This is a genomic window from Flavobacterium sp. HJSW_4 (assembly GCF_042436695.1).
Classification (GTDB): domain Bacteria; phylum Bacteroidota; class Bacteroidia; order Flavobacteriales; family Flavobacteriaceae; genus Flavobacterium.
In genome coordinates, this window is sequence record NZ_JBHNPP010000005.1 from 81821 (window position 1) to 104860 (window position 23040).

24 protein-coding genes are annotated in these 23040 nt (G+C 32.9%); 8 read left to right on the forward strand and 16 right to left on the reverse strand.

Going from position 1 to position 23040, the window contains the following annotated elements:
* Positions 1-33: 33 nt before the first annotated feature.
* A complete protein-coding gene (locus ACE01P_RS06435) occupies positions 34-741 on the forward strand; it encodes a tRNA1(Val) (adenine(37)-N6)-methyltransferase (protein ID WP_379695454.1) in 708 nt (235 codons plus the stop codon).
* 50 nt (positions 742-791) lie between these two features.
* Here ACE01P_RS06435 and ACE01P_RS06440 read toward each other — a convergent pair whose 3' ends face one another.
* The 8 genes from ACE01P_RS06440 to ACE01P_RS06475 all read right to left on the reverse strand — a co-directional run bounded on the left by ACE01P_RS06440 (position 792) and on the right by ACE01P_RS06475 (position 8955).
* A complete protein-coding gene (locus ACE01P_RS06440; RefSeq protein ID WP_379695456.1) occupies positions 792-1175 on the reverse strand; it encodes a hypothetical protein in 384 nt (127 codons plus the stop codon).
* Positions 1176-1201: 26 nt separating this feature from the next.
* The gene (locus ACE01P_RS06445) at positions 1202-2854 is read right to left on the reverse strand and encodes a S41 family peptidase (protein ID WP_379695458.1); all 1653 of its coding nucleotides are present in this window, start codon (positions 2852-2854) and stop codon (positions 1202-1204) included.
* A 34-nt stretch (positions 2855-2888) separates the two neighbouring features.
* On the reverse strand, positions 2889-4178 hold the full coding sequence (locus tag ACE01P_RS06450) for an HlyD family secretion protein (protein WP_379695460.1): 1290 nt from the start codon (positions 4176-4178) through the stop codon (positions 2889-2891).
* A gap of 2 nt (positions 4179-4180) precedes the next feature.
* The gene (locus ACE01P_RS06455) at positions 4181-6373 is read right to left on the reverse strand and encodes a peptidase domain-containing ABC transporter (RefSeq protein ID WP_379695463.1); all 2193 of its coding nucleotides are present in this window, start codon (positions 6371-6373) and stop codon (positions 4181-4183) included.
* 311 nt (positions 6374-6684) lie between these two features.
* Entirely contained in the window at positions 6685-6876 is a 192-nt protein-coding gene (locus ACE01P_RS06460) for a hypothetical protein (protein ID WP_379695466.1), read from the reverse strand.
* A 67-nt stretch (positions 6877-6943) separates the two neighbouring features.
* Positions 6944-7078 (reverse strand): hypothetical protein, encoded by a 135-nt coding sequence (locus tag ACE01P_RS06465; RefSeq protein ID WP_379695468.1) that lies wholly within the window; start codon positions 7076-7078, stop codon positions 6944-6946.
* Positions 7079-7147: 69 nt separating this feature from the next.
* Positions 7148-7330 (reverse strand): hypothetical protein, encoded by a 183-nt coding sequence (locus ACE01P_RS06470; protein WP_379695470.1) that lies wholly within the window; start codon positions 7328-7330, stop codon positions 7148-7150.
* A gap of 68 nt (positions 7331-7398) precedes the next feature.
* Entirely contained in the window at positions 7399-8955 is a 1557-nt protein-coding gene (locus ACE01P_RS06475; RefSeq protein ID WP_379695472.1) for a vitamin K epoxide reductase family protein, read from the reverse strand.
* Between the two features lie 585 nt (positions 8956-9540).
* On the opposite strand from ACE01P_RS06475, the gene ACE01P_RS06480 reads away from it, so the two are divergent.
* A complete protein-coding gene (locus ACE01P_RS06480) occupies positions 9541-9675 on the forward strand; it encodes a hypothetical protein (RefSeq protein ID WP_379695474.1) in 135 nt (44 codons plus the stop codon).
* Between the two features lie 49 nt (positions 9676-9724).
* Entirely contained in the window at positions 9725-9868 is a 144-nt protein-coding gene (locus ACE01P_RS06485) for an rSAM-modified peptide (protein ID WP_379695476.1), read from the forward strand.
* Between the two features lie 20 nt (positions 9869-9888).
* Here ACE01P_RS06485 and ACE01P_RS06490 read toward each other — a convergent pair whose 3' ends face one another.
* The gene (locus ACE01P_RS06490) at positions 9889-11664 is read right to left on the reverse strand and encodes a helix-turn-helix domain-containing protein (RefSeq protein WP_379695478.1); all 1776 of its coding nucleotides are present in this window, start codon (positions 11662-11664) and stop codon (positions 9889-9891) included.
* 166 nt (positions 11665-11830) lie between these two features.
* Here ACE01P_RS06490 and ACE01P_RS06495 point away from each other — a divergent pair, with 166 nt between their 5' ends.
* The 3 genes from ACE01P_RS06495 to ACE01P_RS06505 all read left to right on the forward strand — a co-directional run bounded on the left by ACE01P_RS06495 (position 11831) and on the right by ACE01P_RS06505 (position 14703).
* Complete coding sequence (locus ACE01P_RS06495) at positions 11831-13009, forward strand: acyl-CoA dehydrogenase family protein (protein WP_379695480.1); 1179 nt, start codon at positions 11831-11833, stop codon at positions 13007-13009.
* A gap of 89 nt (positions 13010-13098) precedes the next feature.
* Entirely contained in the window at positions 13099-13881 is a 783-nt protein-coding gene (locus tag ACE01P_RS06500; RefSeq protein WP_379695482.1) for a DUF3050 domain-containing protein, read from the forward strand.
* A 66-nt stretch (positions 13882-13947) separates the two neighbouring features.
* A complete protein-coding gene (locus ACE01P_RS06505) occupies positions 13948-14703 on the forward strand; it encodes an SGNH/GDSL hydrolase family protein (protein ID WP_379695484.1) in 756 nt (251 codons plus the stop codon).
* Between the two features lie 147 nt (positions 14704-14850).
* Here the strand turns inward: ACE01P_RS06505 and ACE01P_RS06510 are convergent, their stop codons facing one another.
* The 7 genes from ACE01P_RS06510 to ACE01P_RS06540 are packed head-to-tail and all read right to left on the reverse strand — an operon-like array spanning position 14851 to position 20978.
* Positions 14851-15870, reverse strand: coding sequence for a hypothetical protein (locus tag ACE01P_RS06510; RefSeq protein ID WP_379695486.1), 1020 nt, complete (start codon positions 15868-15870; stop codon positions 14851-14853).
* Positions 15848-17476: an NAD(P)-binding protein gene (locus ACE01P_RS06515; protein WP_379695488.1), complete on the reverse strand. Its 1629-nt coding sequence runs from the start codon at positions 17474-17476 to the stop codon at positions 15848-15850. The genes ACE01P_RS06510 and ACE01P_RS06515 overlap by 23 nt, the downstream gene beginning before the upstream one ends.
* Entirely contained in the window at positions 17451-18971 is a 1521-nt protein-coding gene (locus tag ACE01P_RS06520) for a polyamine aminopropyltransferase (protein WP_379695490.1), read from the reverse strand. Before ACE01P_RS06520 ends, ACE01P_RS06515 begins: the two co-directional genes overlap by 26 nt.
* On the reverse strand, positions 18964-19179 hold the full coding sequence (locus ACE01P_RS06525) for a DUF350 domain-containing protein (protein ID WP_223707051.1): 216 nt from the start codon (positions 19177-19179) through the stop codon (positions 18964-18966). The genes ACE01P_RS06520 and ACE01P_RS06525 overlap by 8 nt, the downstream gene beginning before the upstream one ends.
* A 14-nt stretch (positions 19180-19193) precedes the next feature.
* A complete protein-coding gene (locus tag ACE01P_RS06530) occupies positions 19194-19379 on the reverse strand; it encodes a hypothetical protein (protein WP_379695492.1) in 186 nt (61 codons plus the stop codon).
* A gap of 6 nt (positions 19380-19385) precedes the next feature.
* Positions 19386-20612 (reverse strand): DUF4178 domain-containing protein, encoded by a 1227-nt coding sequence (locus ACE01P_RS06535; protein ID WP_379695494.1) that lies wholly within the window; start codon positions 20610-20612, stop codon positions 19386-19388.
* A 3-nt stretch (positions 20613-20615) separates the two neighbouring features.
* A complete protein-coding gene (locus ACE01P_RS06540) occupies positions 20616-20978 on the reverse strand; it encodes an S-adenosylmethionine decarboxylase family protein (protein WP_379695496.1) in 363 nt (120 codons plus the stop codon).
* Positions 20979-21147: 169 nt separating this feature from the next.
* On the opposite strand from ACE01P_RS06540, the gene ACE01P_RS06545 reads away from it, so the two are divergent.
* Both ACE01P_RS06545 and ACE01P_RS06550 read left to right on the forward strand, forming a co-directional pair.
* Positions 21148-21969, forward strand: a complete 822-nt coding sequence (locus ACE01P_RS06545; RefSeq protein WP_379695498.1) for a DUF6597 domain-containing transcriptional factor — start codon at positions 21148-21150, stop codon at positions 21967-21969.
* Positions 21970-22036: 67 nt separating this feature from the next.
* Positions 22037-22996, forward strand: coding sequence for a nitrilase family protein (locus ACE01P_RS06550; RefSeq protein WP_379695499.1), 960 nt, complete (start codon positions 22037-22039; stop codon positions 22994-22996).
* Positions 22997-23040 lie beyond the last annotated feature (44 nt).

Here is a 23040-nt window from a genome sequence, read left to right on the forward strand (position 1 = left end):
TCAGTTTTCTAACTGAACTTAAAAATTTTCATCATGTTTAAATTTAAGCAATTCTCTATCAATCAAGATCGTTGCGCTATGAAAGTAGGCACAGATGGTGTTTTACTTGGCGCTTGGGCTCCTGTTCATCATAATCCGTTTAGTGTTTTGGATATTGGTGCTGGAACTGGAATTATTGCTTTAATGCTGGCACAAAGAAGTCATGCGGAACAAATTGATGCGCTTGAAATTGATGAAGACGCTTACGAACAAGCTGTAGAAAATTTTGAAACTTCTCCTTGGGGCGATCGATTATTCTGTTTTCATGCTGGTTTGGATGAGTTTATCGAAGAACCTGAAGACGAATATGATTTGATTGTTTCGAATCCGCCTTTTTATGCTGAAGATTATAAAACTGAAAACGAACAACGCGATTTAGCTCGTTTTCAAGATGCAATGCCTTTTGAAGAGATTGTTGAAGCTGCCGATTTATTACTTTCAGAAAATGGAATTCTGGCTATAATTATTCCTTTCAAAGAAGAAGAAAAATTTACGGCTTTAGCAAAAGAATTCGAATTATATCCCTCAAAAATTACCCGAGTAAAAGGCACTCCAAAATCTGAAACCAAACGTAGTTTATTGGCTTTTAGCCGAAATGAAACTGCTGAAATTGAAATCGATGAATTAATTATCGAAATCGATCGTCATGTTTATACCCCAGAATATATTGAACTGACTAAAGATTTTTATTTAAAGATGTAAAAACATCTTTGTCAAAGTTTAAAACTTTGACAAAGATTATAGTTTAGAAGTTAATCTTTCATGATGCAAAAACCTCGCGTAAAATCCATTCCGTTTGGATTTTGACCATCAAAATAAAGCATCGAAACGGTGAAACAATCATCAGAGATATCAATAAATTCAGAAATATATCGGTCTCCAACTTTAATATCTGGTGATCCGAAATTTTTAACACAAACTGCTTCAACTTTACAACCTGTTAACCATTTGACAGTCCAAACGGTTTGCACCTTTCCATCCATATAACCTTCTTGAATTGAATCTTTTCGAATAATATATTCATTCGGAAATGCTGGCGCGCCAAATTTGATATTCTTAAATTTACTACAATCTAATTTTTGAGCATAACTTAAAGCCCCTAAAAGCATTAAAGCAAAAAAGATGATCTTTTTCATATATTGATTTTGCAAATTATAAATCATTATTTTCCATTTTTAGCAAAAAGAACAGCTCTTTCCAAAACCTCATCCTTTCCTTGCTGAATTCCTAAAATAGTTGGTTTTACTTCAATATCAGGAACAATTCCAATTCGTTGTGTTTCTTTCTTATTTGGGTAAAAAACACCAAAACAAGTAAACGACGAACTAAATCCTTTAATGATTAAAAATCTATAATTTGCACCATCTGCACCGCCTGTCTGACTTCCAATTACTTTAACTTTCGGAACAGTTTGCAAACTCATCGCGTTAAGCTCTGCATGGCTTACTGCTTTTTCATTTATTAAAACAATTACTTTTCCTTTGTAATGCTCTGGATTATTTTTTCCACACTTTAAAATTTCGTTTCTCCATAAATAACGCCCTGGATAACTCACATCTGGATCTAAGAATTTTACAAATTCTTTCGGCTCCGAATTTAACCAATCTGAAATTGCATACATTACATCGTGCGGGCGTTCTCGATTATCAAAAATAACAGCATTTGTGTTATTTAATGCCGATATCAAATCTGGAACATCACTTTCTTCTAATGCATCATAATTAACATAGCCAATATTTCCTTCTAAAATTTTCCATTTTTCCTGTTTTGGAAACTTAATTTTTAAATCTTGATATTTGTAGCGTTTAATAGATTTCACTTCAGACTTTCCATTTCGAATAAACTCTACTTCTACCACATCTGATTTTCCATTAAAAATAGTCCAATAAGCATTTTTTAAAACAGATGGTTCATTAGATCCTTCAACATATTTTCTGTTTTCTTTTAAAAGATCTGCTATCGTTTTTCCATTAACTTTCGTAAATACATCCCCAATTTTAATATCGCTAACTTTTGCTAAAGAATCATTTTTTAAGCTAACTACAATTGCTTTTTCATCTATAATACTAACATCAGCCGGAATAAATTTATCTCCAAAATATTCGAATAATTGAGGCATGCTAGTCGAAGCATGAGTGTCATTTAGTTTTATGGAAATTTCGCGCATTGCCAAATCAAAATCTTTTTCAGAATCTGGCGCATAAAATCTTGGAAGCATTTCTGTCAACACTTTATCCCAATTTTCATCCATTTGATATTTGTATGGAAAAAAATATTCGATGTAATTCCAATATCTAAAAACAGCTAAAAGACGTAAATTTTTATCCGTCCATTTAAAATCAGCATATTTTATTTCGTTATTAAACTGAAGAGGTGTATTTCCTGTATTAAGCTCAAAATTCACGTAATATTGTTTGCCTTGAATTCTGTTTTCTTCAATAAATTTTAATTTTTGAGAAAGAGATTTAGAAAACAAATCATTTTTACTAATCCAAGACAAATCAAAATTCTTATCGAAATACTCTTTTTTCAGAAGAGATTTTCTTGTTTCATTCGCTTTAACTTCTCCCAACGAAGAAAGCCAGTTTTCAATAACTAACGAAAATTCCTCAGAAGTCTTCGCTTCTTCTACTTTCGGTAAAATCTGAAACAACTGATCATCCCAATTTTTACTTCCATCAGCAACATTCGGATGATAATACTTTAAGAAACCCCAGACTTTGCAAGCTGTCGCTAACTTTTGGATTTCGGTTATTGGTTTAGAAAAAGAAAATTGAAATAATAATACAAAAGCAATGAGTAGTGTTTTTTTCATTTAAAATTTGTGGCTGGTTAGTTATCGTTATTGGTTAAACTTGTTCAAAAATGTTTTTAAATTGATATAAAATTCGTTCAATAAGGCGCAAATCTTCGGTTACAATTTCTGCGCTTCCTTTCATTTCCTGCTGAAAAGTGATCTGTTTATCGTAAGATGTTTTTAGTCCTTTTGGAAGTGCAACATCAATCAGTAGATTTCCATCTTTATCTGGTACTAGAGAAATATTTTTGATTTCGCCTTTCAGCACGCCAAATTCGCGATCCGGGTAATTTGCCAAACGAATGTTGACTCTTTGCCCTACTTTTATTTTTCCAGAATTCAAAGCTGGAGCTTTCACTTTTCCAATAAAACTATTTTTTGCGTCTGGAATAATAGAAAATACATTATCGCCAACATTTATGGTCTGATTTTCATTCCAAACCTGCAGAAAAGTAACCTTACCGCTGATTGAAGATTTCAGCGCATAGGCCAATTCCCAATCGCGTATTACTTTTTTTAACTGATAAAAAGATTGTGAAACACTGCGCCCAAGATTAGCTTCTTCTTTAGTGCTATTTATTTGCGAATTCTGACTCGATTTTGTGTTGTCAATCAAAGAAGACCTTAATTGGGAAATTGACGACAATAAGCTTCTATAATTCTTTTGCGCTTGAAGAAAAGTTAGTTTTTTAACTTCCATTTCCTGAGCCGAAACAATACCTTTATTGAATAAGGTTTCAAAACGGGCAACTTCATTTTTTTGAAGTTCCAATTCTCTTTCGTTAATTCCTTTCTGCTGCTGCAGAATCTCTAATCTTTCTGTTATTTGAATTTTTTCAGATTGCTGCGCGCTCCTTTCGACTTGAAAAGGATGCAGATCTTTATTCAGTTCCTGCGCCTGATAATCTTTTTGAAAAATAGCAAAAGCGCTTTCAATCTCTCCCAATTGTGTATTTTTTAAAACATCGAAAGGAAATTCTTTTTTTGGATTATTAATATTATAACCGTCTACAATACTTTTTAAAAGAAAAACATCTTTGTAATTGGCCGTGTTTTCAATAATAGCTAATGTGCTGTTTTTAGAAACCAGTGTTTTGTTTTTAACTAAAATGGCTTCAATGCGTCCAGAAGATTTTGACACTATTTTCTCTGGCGGAATATTAGTTGTAATTACAATTTCAGTTTTCACAACATCGGGATATTTGACAAACCAAGAAACAAAAAACAGCATGATAATAATGGCAAATATCAAAACAGTTCCCCATCGTATCATCCAATGTGGCACTTTGGTCAAGATATCCTGAACCTCTTCGCTTCTTAATTCAAATGTATCTTCGTTCATGATTAATTTCCTAATTGAAGTTGATTTTTTACCAATTCGAAATAATTCCCTTTTTGTTCCACCAATGCTGAATGGCTTCCGATTTCGATGATTTTTCCTTTGTCTAAAACCACAATCTGATCTGCATTCATAACCGTACTCAGTCGATGCGCAATTACAACCACGGTTTTATCTTTGAAAAAAACATCGAGCTTTTTCATAATTTCCTTTTCATTATTGGCATCTAATGCCGAAGTCGCTTCATCAAAAAATAAAACTTCAGGATTTTTATAAACCGCTCTTGCGATTAATAAACGCTGCTTTTGTCCGGTGCTCATTCCCAGCCCTTCTGCTCCTATTTTGGTATTAAAACCCAAAGGCAATTCACTGACATATTCTTTAATATTTGCCACATCTACTGCATAGAGCAATTTCTCTTTATCAACTTTATCCACTCCAAAAGCAATATTGTTGGCAATGGTATCGCTAAAAATAAAACCTTCTTGCATTACCGCGCCAACATTAGATCTCCAGGCACTTTGCGATATATTTTTTAGCTGTGCATTTCCAATAAGAACTTCTCCTTTTTCGGGTTCATAGAACTTCAAAAGCAGTTTCATTAAAGTTGTTTTTCCGCTTCCGCTAACGCCGACTATCGCAGTCACTTTATTGCACGGAATTAACAAACTTAAATTATCTAAAACCGGAGTATCTGAACCTAAATACCTAAAAGAAAGATTTTTAATTTCGATATCTACATTTTGCGGAACATCATTGGTCTGGCTAATTTCCTGTTGCACTTCATCTTCTTTTTCATGAATTTCAGACAATCTGGCCAACGAAATTTTTGCATCCTGCAATTCTCTTACAAATTCGATTAATTGCGTAATCGGGCCATTTAAACTCCCTACAATGGCGCTTATGGCAAGCATCATACCGAGAGTTATAGAACCATCGATTACCAATTTGGCCGATAGAAAAATGATAAATATATTTTTTAATTCATTTATAATTGAAGAACCAATGGTCTGCGTCTGTTCTAAAACCAGTCCTTTTATCGAAACTCTAAAAAGTCTTGCCTGAACATATTCCCAACCCCAACGCTTTTGTTTTTCGGCGTTATGAAGCTTAATTTCCTGCATTCCGTTTATGAGTTCCATCACCTTGCTCTGTTCGTTTGAAACTTCCGCAAATCGCTTATAATCTAATACTTCTCTTCTTTTTAAAAACAGAACGATCCAGCCAAAATAAAGTAAACTTCCCGCAAAAAAGACTAAAAAAATTTGCAGATTGAAATAGGCTAAAACAGCTCCCATAACAAACATATTAATCACAGAAAAGAGAACATTAAGCGAAGATGTGGTTAATATTTTTTCGATACGCCGATGATCGTTTATGCGCTGCATAATATCTCCTGTCATTCTTACGTCAAAAAAAGAAATAGGCAAATTCATCAATTTGATGAAGAAATCTGAAATAAGAGAAATATTAATCCGAGTCGATAAATGAAGTAAAATCCAGCTTCTAATGAGCTCTAATCCTGTTCTTCCTGCAAAAACGAAAAGCATTGCAAAGAGAATTAAATAAATAAAATGTATATTCTGATTTTGGATTCCGACATCGACAATACTTTGAGTCAAAAACGGAAAAATCAGATTGAGTAAACTGCTCGCAAATAGTCCGATAGCAAGCTGAATAAGAAATGATTTGTATTGAAATAGATATTGGGAAAGAAATTTAAAACCGAGTCCTGAATTCTCTTCTTTATCAAAATCAGATTGAAAAAACTTAGGTGTTGCTTCTATCAATAATGCGATTCCTTCTTTTGTTTCTTCATCAGCATTATTACCGATCCAAAACTTCGCAAACTCTTCTTTATTGTATTCTAAAAGGCCAAAAGCAGGATCTGAAATATAATATTTGCCTTTTTTAATTTTATAAAGCACCACATAATGGTCTTTATTCCAATGCAGAATGCAAGGCAGCGGAGCTTCTTCAATTCTTTTTATAGACAATTTTACACCTAGAGTTCTAAATCCGATTTTCTCGGCAGCGTCACTAAGAAAAAGCAAATTGCTTCCTTCACGAGTTGTTTCGCTAAAATCTCTCAACTCCTGAATATTGATTGTTTTACCGTAATATTTAGCAATAATTTTTAAACATGTAGGGCCACAATCTTTGCGATCTGCTTGTCTATAATGAGTGAATTTTTTCAATTTAGTTTGATTTATTCCCGACCAATTTAAGAAAAAAAATTCTTGTTAATCCATAAAAAAACAGAGAAGATATAAATCTTCTCTGTTTCATATTTAAAAACAAATTTTAGCAACACAATTTCTTTAGGACATGGCCGCGGTTACCCTAACCAAATAAAACTAACCCAGCGGCCAACTCCTAAGAATCTCAGTACCAATCATCAATACTGAGAATATGCTCAATGTTCCACGATCGAGCGCCTATACATTCAAAAAAAACATGACTAAATTCTAAATAAGGCTATATCGGTTACTTTTAAAAAAGTTAAAAATCAACAACAAAGACGACTTGTATCACAAATACCTGATGATGTATTTAGCGGACAAGTTTCGCCTGGCGGTATTAAAATGCATCCTGCTTGCAAAGCATAAACCCAGCATTCTGGAATTCCTCCTTTTATGGTTTTCTGATCACTTTTGTTAATGAACTGAACACCTTCTAGGTTTAAAATCTTTTTTAGCATAATTTAGTACCATTCTTTTTAGATAGCAATAGAGTCGTTTTTCTCTGTTACTATTTTAAAATTAAAATTAGCAAGCATAATATTTCTCGACACCGGCATCATTACAATTGAGCTCTTGTGAATATTCACTACCCAAAATGTTTTTCTGCTCTTTTTTTGTCAGCTTTCTTGTTTCTTTGCTTTTTAAAATTTTTTCTAACATAACTAGTTATTTACGTTTTCTGGGATTAAGCCTCAAATATTCAACAACTTGATGCTCAAAAAATCTTCTTTAGCAGCTTCCAACGTAATTATTTGGTATGCAGTTCCAGTATGCTGGCACAGTCCCAAATTCTGTACATCTTTTAGCTTTAAATCCGTCCTCACAAATTGGAGCATGATCTCCATTTATTGTTTTTAGCTCACTCGCAGTCAATTCTACTGCACCTTTCAATTTCAAAATGTTCTTTAACATGTCTGCAGGTTTTTTAATTTGGGTTAACCGTTTCTATTTTTAACAGTCGAAACTTCTGTTTATTCTTCTTAAGCTATTTTTTCCAAAACTTGAACTTCCTCTACAAAATCATTTAAGAAATATTTCAACTCGTTCAATTCATATTCATTTGGAAACAGCCTTTCGTTTACAATTTTAATCGGTGTATAATTAAAATTGTTCATAGAGCACCAATCGTATTGTTTCTGAATTTCCTGATTTATCATCATGCTTACAGAATCAACATTCCATTTTTTAAGCCATTTTTTGTGTGGCATTCTTTTTATATACCAATCTGAAATTGCTTCAACTGTTTTTCCAGGTGTTGTTCTGTTTATAGTTAGAAGTCTTTCAACAACAGCTTTATAAGGATTGTCGTTGTTTTCTGGATTAATATTAAAAAGAACGTTCAAAAATATTTTGTCTGGAAACTTCAATACTAGATCAAAAGCTTCTTGAAAAGTTTTATAACAATGTCCGCAGCTTGGGCTAAGAATTACAGAAAGTTTTACTCCTGCATTTTTATTCCCAAATGTCAAACCTCTTAAATCTTCAAATCCTTTTGTATATTTTACCTTTTTAGATAAGAAGTTTAATAACGAATAATTTCTTTTAAATTTTTTCAGCTCTTTTAAAGAACTTTCATTGTCAAGCATTTTTCTGATCATCACTTTAACTGCTGCCCAAATTGGGATTAAAAGCAATAAAGAAAATACGTAAGGAAAAATTTCATTGAAACTAAAACTCAACGTAAAAAGATCTGATGAAAACCAAACAATACTCTGAACCAATATTAAAAATGATATTGCTAGGCACATGATGCACCATTTTTGAATCTCAAATTTTTGAATCCAGATAGAACATACTATTATTGGAATAGCCAACAGACTTAAAAATCCAACAAAAATAGATGAGCTTAAAGGCTGAACTAATATTGCAACGATACTTGAACTAAAGAAAAGCAAAGGCAAATCTGAAAAACTCAACCATCTATTGGCAATATCATCATTGAAACTTATTACAGCGTGACAAGAAGAATTAGAACTTAAATTACAAAATTTAGAAATTACTGTGTTTTTAACTCCCCATTTCTCTTGCACAATAAATATACTTACAACTAAACCAAGAACCGATGTTACCAAAAACGAAGCGCTAAAAAGATCAAAACGATTATAGAAAAAAGACAATCCTGCTACAAGTCCAAGTGGCATAAAATATTTCAACCAATTATATTCCACTTTTAGATTCTCTCTTGCTACTACATTGTTTGGCTCAATGGCAACAATAACACCATTCCAGTCCAAAAGGAATTTATCATAAGATAATTTTTGCGTTCCTTTTTTTGTGGTTGTGATTCTAACACCGCTTTTAATCTTTTCGACCAAAATTAATTCGTCCTTAAAATACGCCAAAAAGTTTGAAGGCAAATCTTCAATCTGCTCTTTCGAAACTCTTACTGCTGCATTCTCCACAGAAAGCAAATCAAACGAATCTGTAATGGCAAACAAACTCGGATAATTTGGATGAGACAAAAACAGATCCTTGAACTCATTTTTGATGTCTGAGTAGCGATTGATTTGCAGAAATTTTTGGACCAGTTTTAACATCGTTTTTGATCGTTTTTAAATCATAATTACACTGCAAAGATTGGGGTTTTTATTGATAAAAATCACATGAACACATACATTTTATTAATTATACCACATACAATTTATAAATTATACCAAGTATAGTACCCATCACAATATATTGTTTTACAATACTTTACGTGTTTATTTTTCCATTAAAAAGCTCAGAAAGTGTATTTTCGATTAACGGTTTTGCTTTTTATCTAGTTTTGAATAGTTAATAATCTAAACATTAATAAACATGAAAAATAGGTCAATAAAAACGAATGATTTTACAAGAAAAAAATCATAAAAAGAGGCTCCAAAACTGACATAAAATAGTCCGAAAATTGCCCCTCAAAAACAGCAAAAAACTTCCAAAAAAAGCTTAGCAGTATAATTTTAAAAAACAGAATTAACTTACAAAAAGCCCTTTATCCATACTGCTTTTTTAAACCAACATAAACCTAATTTTTTTTACATAAACCAATTTGAGCGCCGCTTTTTTGTCGCATTTGATAAAACTGCCGAAAATATTTATGAAAGATTTATAGTACTAATTTTTTTTAATTTAAATAAAATATCATGAAAGATTCAAAATTAACATTCAACGATTTTCAACTAGATACAATTTCTAAAAAAGACCAAAAAGCAATCAAAGGAGGTTCTCAAGAGCCAGATGTTGATCCTGGTAAAAGTGGTGGTGGTGGCAATATGTAACTAAAGCTCAATTAAACATTTTAAAAACTAATCCAAAAAATTTAAAATCATGAAAAATAGCACATTAACATTAGAAGATTTTCAACTAGATACAATTTCTAGAAAAGCACAAAAAACAATTAAAGGAGGAGATGAAGAAGGACCTATTGATCCAAACGATCCAAAAAAATTGGGTGGTGGTGGAAACACATAATAAGGTAGAAACTACGTTTACTAAATATTATTCGCAAACTGAGCTGGAGACACTCCAGTTCTTTTGCGAAATGATTTTGCAAAAGAAACTGCATTTTTAAACCCCACGCTTTCTGCAATTGCCTGCGTAGAATATTTACGATATAAATGATTGGTAATCATCTGATTAATAACGTAATTAATTTTTAACTCATTCGAATATTCGCTAAAAGATTTTCCGAATCTTTTATTCACGACATAAGACAAATAAGTTGTATTGGTTTTGATTTTTTTAGCTGCGTACGAAAGTGTAAAATCAGCATTTAAGTATTCTAGTTTTTCTTCTAGGGCAAGTAGTTTTTCTACAATTTTATTTTCCTTAGCCTCATCAATACTTAAGTTTGCGTTTTCCTTTTTCAGAGTAACATCTTCATTTTCTACAACTTCAACCGCAATTTCTTCAGCAGGAACATTTTCTATTTCTGTTTTTTCAAGTTCTTTTCTTTCCAGATTAGCTTTAAACTCTTCAATTAAAGCATTCATTTTCTTTTGGGCTTTATTTTTATCCCTAATATTTTTGATGAGGAAAAATACAATTCCGACAACCAGAATTACGTAAAATATTTTCAAGGCTTTATTCCAAAAAACCTCATATTTATATTTCTCCTGAACACTAACCATTTCTTGGCTAAGATCTGCAGTGCCTAGTTTATAGTTAACTTCTAAAGTTTCTTCTCTTAGATTCCCTTCATATTTCTCATAAGAATCCAAATATAGCTTAGAGTGCTTATAAGCCAATTCCGGCTCATTTTTAATGCTGTAAATTTTGGCTTGAATATAGTTCGACTTAAAAAAACTAAGATCGATCGTTTTATTTTTTTGACTAATAGAATCTACCTTCTTTAAAAATATAAGGGCTCTATCATATTTTTTAATGGAGTAATAAAGATCTCCTAAATTATAACTAGCAACTTGATATACTGCTTCATTATTAGTCTGCTTAGCGTAAAAAGAGATATCATAATAAATCTTTTCTGCATTGGTAAAGTCCTTTTTAAATAGATAAATATTTCCTAAACTAAGTTTAGAAGTCATCTTATTGTCGATGAATTTATCAGAATAGGCGATACTTTTCTTGTAATAATATTCAGCAGAATCTAATAAATAAGTCTTTTCACGGTTTTTATTGTAATATCCTTCATAAGAATTTCCAAGATTGGTATAGGTATTACTTTTAGCATTCTGAAACTGTTCTTTTTCGTATAAACTCTCATTTTTATCTAGAAATATTTCATTCTGTCTTAAGATTTTTATCGATAACTGATAATTACCAACACTTTCATTTAATAAAGCGATGTTTGCCTTAAATTTTACAATTTGAACAACATCATTTATCTTAGAAGAAAGTTTAACTCCTTCTTGATAACTGCTGAGAGCTTTACCATAATTAGATCTTTTCCAATAAGTTAACCCTCTATAATTGCATAAATAAGCGTGAAGTTTTGTTTTATCATTTGAGTCTGGAATCTTATTTAAATGCTTGACTGACTCTCTATACATTTTTTCGGACTTATCTGCATTTCCTTTTAATTGATACAAATAAGACCCTGCTCCATAAGCAAAAGCCATATGGATATCATTTTTAGACTTAAGCATCTGATCAACATAAGTCAAACCTTCATCATAACTTCCGTTTGCGCTAAAACGGATTTTATTCTGTAATTCTAAGTACTTTTCTTCTGTAAGCTTTCCGTTCGTCTGTGCGACTCCATTGGCAAGCGTGAGTAGTAAAAAGAAAAAAGAGATGATCAGCCTCATTAAAGTTTGTTTTTGGAATTCAAAAATAGTCTATAAATTATCAATAAACTACAATTAATTTGCCAAATTCCTATTAATTTTATTTTTGCTAAATAAAAATATAACAATTTAGTCGTTATTTGTTATATTTTTATTGCTTAAATTTGCTTTGCTAAAATTAGATAACATGAAACCAGACTTATTTCAATCTCCAGATTACTATAACTTAGACGATTTGTTAACAGACGAGCACAAATTAGTTCGCGAATCAGCGCGTGCATGGGTTAAAAGAGAAGTCTCTCCTATTATAGAAGAATATGCTCAAAAAGCAGAATTTCCTAAACAAATTATAAAAGGTCTTGGCGAAATTGGTGGTTTCGGTCCTTATATTCCAGTAGAATATGGAGGCGCAGGGCTAGATCAAATCTCGTACGGCTTGATTATGCAAGAAATTGAAAGAGGTGATTCTGGTGTAAGATCTACCTCATCTGTTCAATCTTCATTGGTAATGTACCCAATTTGGAAATACGGAAATGAAGAACAACGAATGAAATACCTGCCAAAACTGGCTACAGGAGAATTTATCGGTTGTTTTGGTTTGACAGAACCAGATCACGGTTCAGATCCAGGAAGTATGATCACCAATTTTAAAGATATGGGCGATCACTATCTTTTAAATGGTGCAAAAATGTGGATTTCAAATGCGCCTTTTGCAGATATTGCTATTGTTTGGGCTAAAAATGAAGAAGGCCGAATTCATGGTTTAATCGTAGAACGTGGCATGGAAGGTTTTACAACTCCAGAAACTCACAACAAATGGTCGCTTCGTGCATCTGCAACAGGAGAATTAATTTTTGATAATGTTAAAGTTCCAAAAGAAAACCTTTTGCCAAACAAATCTGGTTTAGGCGCTCCGCTTGGATGCTTAGATTCAGCTCGTTACGGAATTGCTTGGGGAGCAATCGGAGCAGCAATGGATTGTTATGATACAGCTTTAAGATATGCAAAAGAGAGAATTCAGTTCGGAAAACCAATTGGAGGAACTCAATTGCAACAAAAAAAGCTTGCTGAAATGATTACCGAAATCACAAAAGCACAATTATTAACTTGGCGTTTAGGTGTTTTAAGAAACGAAGGAAAAGCTACAACTGCACAAATTTCTATGGCAAAACGCAATAACGTAAACATGGCGCTTACCATTGCACGCGAAGCAAGACAAATGCTTGGAGGTATGGGAATCACTGGCGAATACTCAATTATGCGTCATATGATGAACCTAGAAAGTGTTATTACTTATGAAGGCACTCACGATATCCATTTATTGATTACTGGAATGGATGTAACCGGAATTCCAGCGTTTAAATAATTGATAATTATTAAAATATATACAAAAACAATCTAAAAAGCTTCTTCTAACAGAGAAGCTTTTTATCTTTGCATCAAAATTTTTTTAAAATGAATATCGAAACGATAAACAAAAGCATACAAACCCAAAAAGACCAACTATTAAACCATTCTTTATACAATAAGATTCAAAACATAGATGACTTGCACAGCTTTCTAGAAACGCACGTTTATGCTGTTTGGGATTTTATGTCACTTTTAAAAGCCTTACAAGCCAAACTTACTTGCACAACAACGCCTTGGTTTGCTACTAAAAATCCAGAAACTCGATATTTAATTAACGAAATTGTTCTTGCTGAAGAAACCGATTTAACAATTGACGGAAGAAGACAAAGCCACTACGAAATGTATCTAGAAGCAATGGAAGCTTGTGGAGCCAATACAACAGGAGTTTTAAGCTTTTTATCAGAAGTACATTCGCTTCATAATATATTTGTTGCCATCAAACAAAGTTCATTGCATCCAAACGTAAAATCATTCTTAGACTTTACTTTTAGAGTTATCGAAGAAGGAAAACCACACGAAATTGCTGCCGCCTTTACTTTTGGAAGAGAGGATTTGATCCCAAGTATGTTTACTCAGATTTTGAAGAATTTCCAAAAAAATCTTCCAGATACAGATCTAGCAAAATTGCTTTACTATTTTGAAAGACACATCGAATTGGATGCCGACGAACACGGTCCAATGGCTATGCAAATGATTACAGAATTATGTGAGGATGATGCTCAAAAATGGAAAGAAGTTGAAGAAGTTTCGATTCTTGCTCTAGAAAGACGCATCGCACTTTGGAACGCCATCGAAGAAGAAATCGTGATGAAAACCGAAATGGTTTAAAAATCCAAACCCATATATTTAACGTAACTATTTGTTTAAAGCGACTAAATCTAATTTGAACAAATTATGAAACCACATTTTAAACAAATAGTTACCGTTATATTTTCAGTTTTTCTTTTGAGCTGCAACGCCGAAGAAAACAACTCCACTCCTACTACAACTCCACCAGTTGTAACTCCTCCCAAAACACCAGAACCTCCAGTTGCCAGCAAAGTAAATTATTTAGCTTTAGGCGACAGTTATACTATTGGTCAAAGCGTTTGTGCGACTTGCCGTTTTCCTGAACAGCTCAAAACAAGTTTAAATGCCATGTATTCCAGCACGGTTTCGCTCAAAATTATTGCTACAACGGGCTGGACAACAACCAATTTAATTTCGGCAATTGATTCTCAAAATCTAGAAGCCAATTATGATTTGGTAACGCTTTTAATTGGTGTCAACAATCAATATCAGCACAAAAGTTTCTCGGTTTACGAAAAAGAATTCCCAGAATTGGTCAACAAAGCGATAATGCTGGCAAAAGGCGACCGAAAAAATGTTGTCGTAATTTCTATTCCTGATTATGCGTACACGCCATTCGGGCAAGCAATTGCAGGAAACCAAAGCAGTACGATTTCAACAGAAATTAACCAATACAATACTTTTGCAGAGAACTATTGCAGCAACAATCAAATTGCTTTTGTATCGATTACAGAAATCACGCGCGAAGGACTTAACAATCCAAGTTTGGTTGCTTCAGATGGTTTGCATCCTTCAGAAGCTGCTTATAAAATGTTTGTTTACAAGATGATGCCGAAAATAAAAAGCGCTTTGAATGATTAGTTTTTAGCAGCAGAACATTCGTTTTCAAAACAAATTTAGTCCCGCTATCCGTTATATCTTTTATGGCGAACCCCGCCATAAAAGGATATCACTCCTATCGGGGCTAGATTAGGAGTTTTTGTTTTCATTAGAACTAAAAATCCAAACCTACTTCTTCGATTTCCAAATGAAACCATCCAATAAATAATGCGTAAACTGAGGAACCGTCAGTAATGGAACCAATAAAATCTGCCAACTCGAAAAGTCAAAATTGGTTACGCTGATATTTTCATTCCAAACAAAAAGTTCCCAAAGAAATTCTTCCGAAAAGGCAATTATTAAAAGGATTCCAATGTAAATCAAAAGACCTTTGTATTGTTTTAAAAAAGACAAATTTCCCAATTCAGATTCCGATTTTCCATCAATTTCTTTAAAATAAACCAAAGCCATATATGGAATTCCGTGCGAAACGACATTCAATAAAGTAAAAATCAAATCGTCATTAAAATAAACAATTCCGAAATACCAAGAAAGTGCTGTTCCTAGAATAATGCTGTTCTTTGGAATATTAAAAAACTGATTTTGAATTGATTTTACAGCAGTATAAACAATATATAAAATCAAAATTCCAATATAAATCCAAAACAGAATTTGTAGAATCAATTGATTTTCAAACCTGAAAAATTCATTTTCTACGAACCAGTTGAACTTTCGCTTAGACGAAAAAAACCAATACAACATTGGATATCCCGTTGAAGCATAAATCGCTAAATTATCAATCCAAACCGAAATTTTAGTTTTAATTTCTTTTCTCGCATACAATCGCATAAAGCCATATTGCTGTCTGATGAAATGAAAAACAGCTACATAAGCCAAAAACGACCAAAAAACTAAACTCCCGAAAGAGAAAAGCATAATTCCGGTAACCAAACAAAAAAGAGGCAAAAGAATCAGTCTGCGTTTCTGTTTCTGAAATTCATCGGCAACAAAATACGTTTTAAATAAAGTCGCGTAAACGTGTGCTACGTCTATAAAAACAATCAGAAAAAGCCAAGTGTAGAAAGAATAATTCTCTTCAATTTCAGTAATATAATCTTGAAAAATGAAGATTATCGCCAACACAAAAAAAGATGGTCCGATAATAAAAGTTAAATCAGTTTTGGCTTTATGAATCCACGGTTGTTCCATCTAAAATCTCATTTACAACATTAATTCCTTGATGAAAAGCTTCTTCAAAAATCGAAATTCCAGACAAATCCGTGTGTGCGAAATAAATCTTCTTTTCAATATTTTGCTTGGCTTGCATTTTCGCTTCACCAAAAATAAATCCTGGCGCAGGCGAAATCATTCCGTGACCTAAAAGAAAAACTTCTATATCTTCTGTATATTCTTCAATATCGGGATGAGCAATTTTCAAGTCATTCAAAACAAACTGTTTCCAGTATTCTTTGTCTTTTTTATAAAGTTCTTTTCTAGTCTTTTTCAGATCTGCCGAAGAAAAACTGAAATAATACGTAATCACCTTTTTATCCTGAACTTGATTCAAAGTCTGATGCTGATCGTAAACATAACCCAAACCTTTAGAACCGTAAATGACATTATCCCAAGACAATGGGAAACTATTATTATCAGGAAGTTCATCCACAATTAAAGTTGCCAAAAGCCATGGCGTGTAATGGAAATCTTTTGTAAATGCCTTTCGATTTGGAATTAAATACTGATTTACAAATTGCGGAGACGACATAATTACTTTGTCAGCAATAATTTCAACTGAAGCTTTCGTTGCATCGTCAAACGCTTTTGCAACAACTTTTTGGTTCTCGATTTTCACTTCATAAACCAAATGATTTTTCAGAAATTTATCCTGAGTATATTTTTTTAAATGATTAGCAAGACGAGCATTTCCTTCTGGCCAAGTTAAAACGCTGTCGTGTTTTTCAGGCGTGCTGTCTTGTTTTCTTCCTGCAAAATAATGAATTCCAGCCCAAGCTGAAACGTATTCAATTCCCAATCCGAAATCGTCTTTACAGCAATAATCGATATAATTAAACAAAGGTTCTGAAGTAAAATTGTTTTCCTTAAACCATTGTTTCATTGTGATTTTATCTAGACTTCTCGTTTTTTCATCTTTAGAAGAAAGGTAAATCGGAATGTCAAATAAATACTTTTGATCTTCTCCTTTTCCCGTTCTAAAAACATCCATTTTTTTGAAAAATTGATCAAATTCTAAATCATCAGAGACTAAATTTCCGCTTTTTGGAACTACGCCTTCCTGCCAATTATTTTTATAAAACAAACGTTCGTCTGGCGCGAAAGTCAATTGCAATTCGTCAAAAATAGGGAAACCTTTTTCGGTATAACCCAGAATTATTTTTTCTTCTTCTAAAAACTGAAGCAATTCTTTATCTTGAAAATTTGGCAAAGGCAGATAATGCGCTCCTAAAGGATATTTAGAATATTTGTTTTCTCCATTTGAAGAATTTCCTCCTAAATGGTTTTCTAATTCCAAAATTAAAAAATCTGAAATTCCTCTTTTTTGAAATTGTCGCGCAGCACTCAAACCCGAAATTCCACCACCAACAATCAAATATGGAATTTGGATTTGTTTGGTCGGTTTCGGAAAATCTTTAATCCACAAACGATGTCCGAGTAAATGTTTGGTTCCAGATAAACGAATCATCAGCACCGCAATTTTATCTGAACAAAACTGCAGAAACGGAATTAAAAGCAAAGAAGCGCCAACTCCTTTTATGAAATTCCTTCTGGATTTATTGCAGTTTTCCCCACTCTTCATCAAAATAGCGTACTAAAATCTGGTTGTCTAAACGATTAATTTCAATTTCATTCGAAATCATATCGTTTGTAAAATAATTGAAACGGTCAAATTGATAATTGTAGAATTTCAATTTGTCTGCTTTTCGGTTTACGGAGTTAAAAGTGGTTCCAAAACCGTTTATCGCGATTGTATAACCCCATTCTCCAAATGAAGGAACGTACGCATGATACGCATCGACCTGCGGAAAAACTTGCATTACGGTTTTATTGATACACCAAAAAGATTTCGGCGCAAAATATGGCGAAGTAGTTTGAATCACTACCGCAGCATCGGGTTTTAAAATGGTTTTTATGGTCTGATAAAAATTCAGCGAATACAATTTCCCCAAACTATAATTGGACGGATCTGGAAAGTCAATTATTACAACATCAAATTGCTCTTTACAGTTTTTTGCCCAAATATAGGCGTCTGTGTTGATTACAGTAACTTTTGGATTGTTCAGCGAATTTTGATTGAAATTGGTTAAAACTGTATTGGTTTTAAACAACTTCGTCATTCCTTCGTCTAAATCGACCAACGTTACTTTTTCAACGTCTTTGTATTTTAGGATTTCACGAACTGCCAATCCATCGCCTCCTCCCAAAACCAAAACATGTTTAACGTTTTTTGCCATCGACATTACGGGATGCACCAAAGCCTCGTGATAACGATATTCGTCAGCAGAACTAAATTGTAGGTTATTATTCAAATAAAGCCTGTAATCGCTCTTATTATGCGTTAAAACGATACGCTGATAAGGTGTTGAATTGGTATAAATGATATTTTCTCCGTACAATTTTCCTTCAGAATAGGCGAGAATATCATTCGAAAAAACAAAAACAGCCAATAATAATACAAATGAGAAAACGGCTTTCGCTTTTAGAAAATAAACGTTTTTTAATTCTCTCTTCAGCAAAAAGCACAAAACAATCGCAATACTTACATTGATCATTCCGAAGAATAGAGAAGTTCCCATGATTCCTAGTTTCGGAACTAGAACTAACGGAAACAGAATTGAAGCCAACAAAGCTCCGATGTAATCGAACGTAAAAACATTCGAAACGAGATCTTTAAATTCGACTCTGTCTTTTAAAATGTTCATTAAAAGCGGAATCTCCAATCCGACCAAGAAACCCGTTACGAAAACGAATAAATATAAAATGAACTGAAAAGACCCGACATTTTCGAACAATAGAAATAAAACCACAGAGCTCAGACCTCCAATAAGGCCGACCAAGATTTCGATTTCTACAAAAGTGTTGAGTAGATTTTTATGAAAAAACTTTGAAAAAAATGAGCCTATACCCATCGAAAACAGGTATACCCCAATAATAAACGAAAATTGTTTTACCGAATCGCCCAATAAATAACTTGCCAAAGTTCCTGCAACCAATTCGTAAATTAGTCCGCAAGTGGCAATTATAAATACGGCAAAAAGTAAAAGAAATTCAAACCTAAGAAACTTTTTACCCATGAATTGCGGCACTAATAATCATGGAAATTCCAATGATAAACGCTGCCAAGACAATCGCAACAGCAACATTATTTTTTTCTACAACTTCTTTCCAAGTGTTTTCTGGAGTCAGTTTTTCAATAATAAAATAACCGATTAGCAAAATAACAATTCCTAAAAGAGAATAAATAATTGAATTTACTATTGGTTGAGCGTGAATTAATTCCATATTAATTGATTTTTTTATTTATGATAAAAACGGTTAATTGATGAACGGTTTCCCGTTGTTGTCGATTTATAATTTTCTGTCGTTTCACAATCGCAGATTCGGTTTCCTGCAAGAGTAAAATACATATAAACTCCAAAGCAAAAGAACCCAATTGCCAATGGAACCCAATTATAGCTGAAGAAATCAAAAATTCTTTTCATATAAATTTATTCGTAATTCGAGTAGGAGCTGTCTGCCCATCTCTTTTTTTCAAATTGATTTCTGTAATAACGCACTATAAAATAAATTACGATCATTCCGATAATAACCAGCCAAGCATTTCTGTTTGAAGGTTCGTTCCAAACAACGCTAACTTCCATTTCGCTATTGCCAAGATCTTCTGGAGCTTTCATTGGCGTTATTAAAAGATGATATTTTCCGCCTTCGACTCCACAAATATTAAACTTCTCAGACTGACTTCCTTCGGTCCAAGATTCTCCATCAGAATATCCGTAATAGTATTCAATATCTTTGTTGGCGTAAATTTCGTCGTTGGTATCTTCGTTTATTAAAGCAACATTTAAGTTTGCCCAAGAATTGTTAACTCCAGTCGAAACCTTAATCGTCATAGGTGCCGATGCGCCATTTAAGACAAACGACGGACTTGTCATTTCTTTATTGTCAAATTCGCTGAATTTAATTCTGCTATTAAAGACATTCTGCTCAACTTGATCTTTATAAATATACCAGTTTGCCGTTATAATCAGCAAAGCAAAAAGACAGAAAATAACTGCTGTATTTCTAAGATCGAAACGAGTGGGCTGAATCATGCTAATACCCGACTGATACGGCAAATCCGCTTCTTTAAATGCTCTTTGAATTGTAGCTTTGCGAACATATTCTCCATGAAAAGCGGTTTGAACATTGTTCATTCGTTCTACCGAAACAATATAGGGCGGGTTTATAAATTCGGCCAAATGAATCCTTTTATTCGGAAGCTGAAAATCAAAAAAACCTTTTGCATTTATTATGTCAGCGTCTGAATGTTCAAATAAGTCGTAATCTCTTCCATCATACTTCAGAACTTTAACTCCTTTTTTGATGTCGTCAATCTTTTCCATTTCGGTAAGCATCATCCAATGCCCATTTGAAAGCGATAGATAAAGAAATTCTTTTTCTTTGTTTTGCAAAATAAACTCTGTCCAAGCATAATTAGGATATACATTTTTCCTTAAAATACCTGTTACCATATACTCGCTTCCTTTTAAGAAACCAGTATCGCCAATTTCCAGAGGACAATCATTGAAAGGCGCTTTATACTGCGATTTTCTTCGAAATCTCCCTTCATCATCAACGCTATAAACGCTGAAACATGTAGGACAAACAAAATTTACTGCCTCAAAACCAACCTCTAATTCGGTTTCTGTATTACAATCGTAACAAGGAATCTTCATATTTTATCGGTTAATTTCAAAATCCTTAATAATTTCTGCTTCAAAATAAGCCACATAATCGGCCATTACTGCGCGTACTTTTGCTGCATTATCCTGAAGATAATTACATAAATAAACGTCTAAAGTAAGCTGATTGTATTCTGGCCAAGTGTGTATACAAATGTGCGATTCTTTCAGGCAGTACGAAATCGTAAAACTATCATTTTCAAAATCGTGAACAACCGCCCCAACCTTCTCAAGTTCGTATTTTTCCAAAATAGAATTGGTAACTGCAACAAAACCTTTGCTATCGGTAAGCTTCGAAATTTGGCCGACATGTAGAGTAACCAGTTTATGCAATCCTGGCGAATAAGGAGGTAAATCCATCAAGTTATTTATATTACGCAGGAGCCAAATATATAATATTTCTAGAACAAAATAATGTGGAAAACCGTATTTTAAAAACAACTTTTCACGACTATATATTTATGATTTTTTATCGTTTTAAAGAGCTACCTCTTTAGTTTTATCAAGAAAAACAGCTAATTTTGGAATCATGCAGGTTTTACCATCAAAAGAATTAGCTCCTTATATTAAACATTATCTTTTTTTAGATAATGTTAAAACTGCTGTGCAAAAATTCCGTTTGTTTTCTGACGGTAATAATGGGATCGTTTTCTCTATAAAAAACAGATTAATTTCTGAAATTAAAGATGAAGTAAAAGAATATTTGCCAGCCTCATTTTTATACGGACAGCTTGACACTTTTAAAGATCTTTATTCGGAAAACCAGATAACGCTTATAATTGTTGTTTTTCAACCTAACGGAATAAATCAGCTATTAGGAATTCCTGCAAATGAACTTCGTAATTCAATTGTTCCTGTTGAAGACCTATTTGGAAAAAAAGCAGCAGAACTTCAAGAAAAATTATCAGAACAAAATAATCAAGAACGACTAGCATTTTTAAATCATTTTTTCAGTTCGCTGATTGTCGCAAATACAACTTATAATCAATTGATAATAAATAATTCGCTACATTTCATTATTTCTAATCAGGGGCATTTTTCTGTAAAACAATTGGTTGAATATACAGGCTTTTCAGAAAGACAATTGGAGAGAAAATTTAAAGAATGCGTTGGATTAAATCCAAAGAAATTTGGGGGTATTGTGAGATTACATCATTTTTTGAAACTGCTAAAAAACAAACCTTCTGATACCAATTTAACTTCAATTGTTTATGATGCTGGATTTTCAGATCAATCACATCTAATAAAAGAATTTAGAAAACATACTGGAATAACTCCTAGAGAATATTTGTATAGCACCAAAAAATTAACCAATAATCTGATCGAAAGATTTTCTCCTGCTATGCTCTAAATGTCGGTTTTGTACAATTTTTAGAATACTGCTCATCCTATTTTTGGCTTCTAATAATTCTACAAAAATGAAAAATCTAAAAATAGCCACGGCCCAATTTGAAAATAAAAGTGGCGATAAAAGTTATAATCTATCAGTAATTGAAAAACTTTCTCAAAAAGCATCTTTAGAAGGATGTGATGTGATTTCGTTTCATGAATGTTCTATTACTGGGTATACTTTTGCAAGAAATCTATCAAAAGAACAAATGTTAGACTTCGCAGAATTAATTCCGAACGGAGAAAGTACTCAAAAATTGATCGAAATTGCTAAGAAAAACAACATCGTAATACTCGCCGGACTTTTCGAAAAAGATAAAAATGACAATTTATTTAAAGCCTATGTCTGTGTGGACAAAAATGGTTTGGTAGCAAAATACAGAAAACTTCATCCGTTTATAAATCCTTATCTAACTCCTGGAAATGAATATTGTATTTTTGAAATTGATGGTTGGAAATGTGGTATTTTAATCTGTTACGACAATAATATTATTGAAAATGTACGCGCTACAAAACTTCTAGGTGCTGACATTATTTTTATGCCACATGTTACAATGTGCACTCCTTCTACCCGCCCTGGCGCTGGTTTTGTTTCGTCTCAGCTTTGGGAAAACCGAGAAACCGATCCCACTCCTTTACGATTAGAATTTGATGGAATGAAAGGCCGCGACTGGTTAATGAAATGGCTGCCTGCAAGAGCTTATGACAATGCCATTTATGCAATATTTTCAAATCCAATTGGCATGGATGACGATCAGTTAAAAAATGGATGTTCAATGATTATTGATCCTTTTGGAGATATCGTTGCCGAATGCCGTTCTTTTGAAGATTCTTTTGCAACCGCAATACTTACTCCCGAGAAATGTGTAAAGGCTGGAGGAAGTCGCTACATAAAAGCTAGAAGACCTGTTTTATACAAAAATATTATAGGGCAAGATCATCAATCGGAGCAAAATGTCGTTTGGTTAAACATCGATGAGAAAAGTTAAAACCAAGAAATAAGAAAACTTTTACTTCTTAAAAATCTACCTTT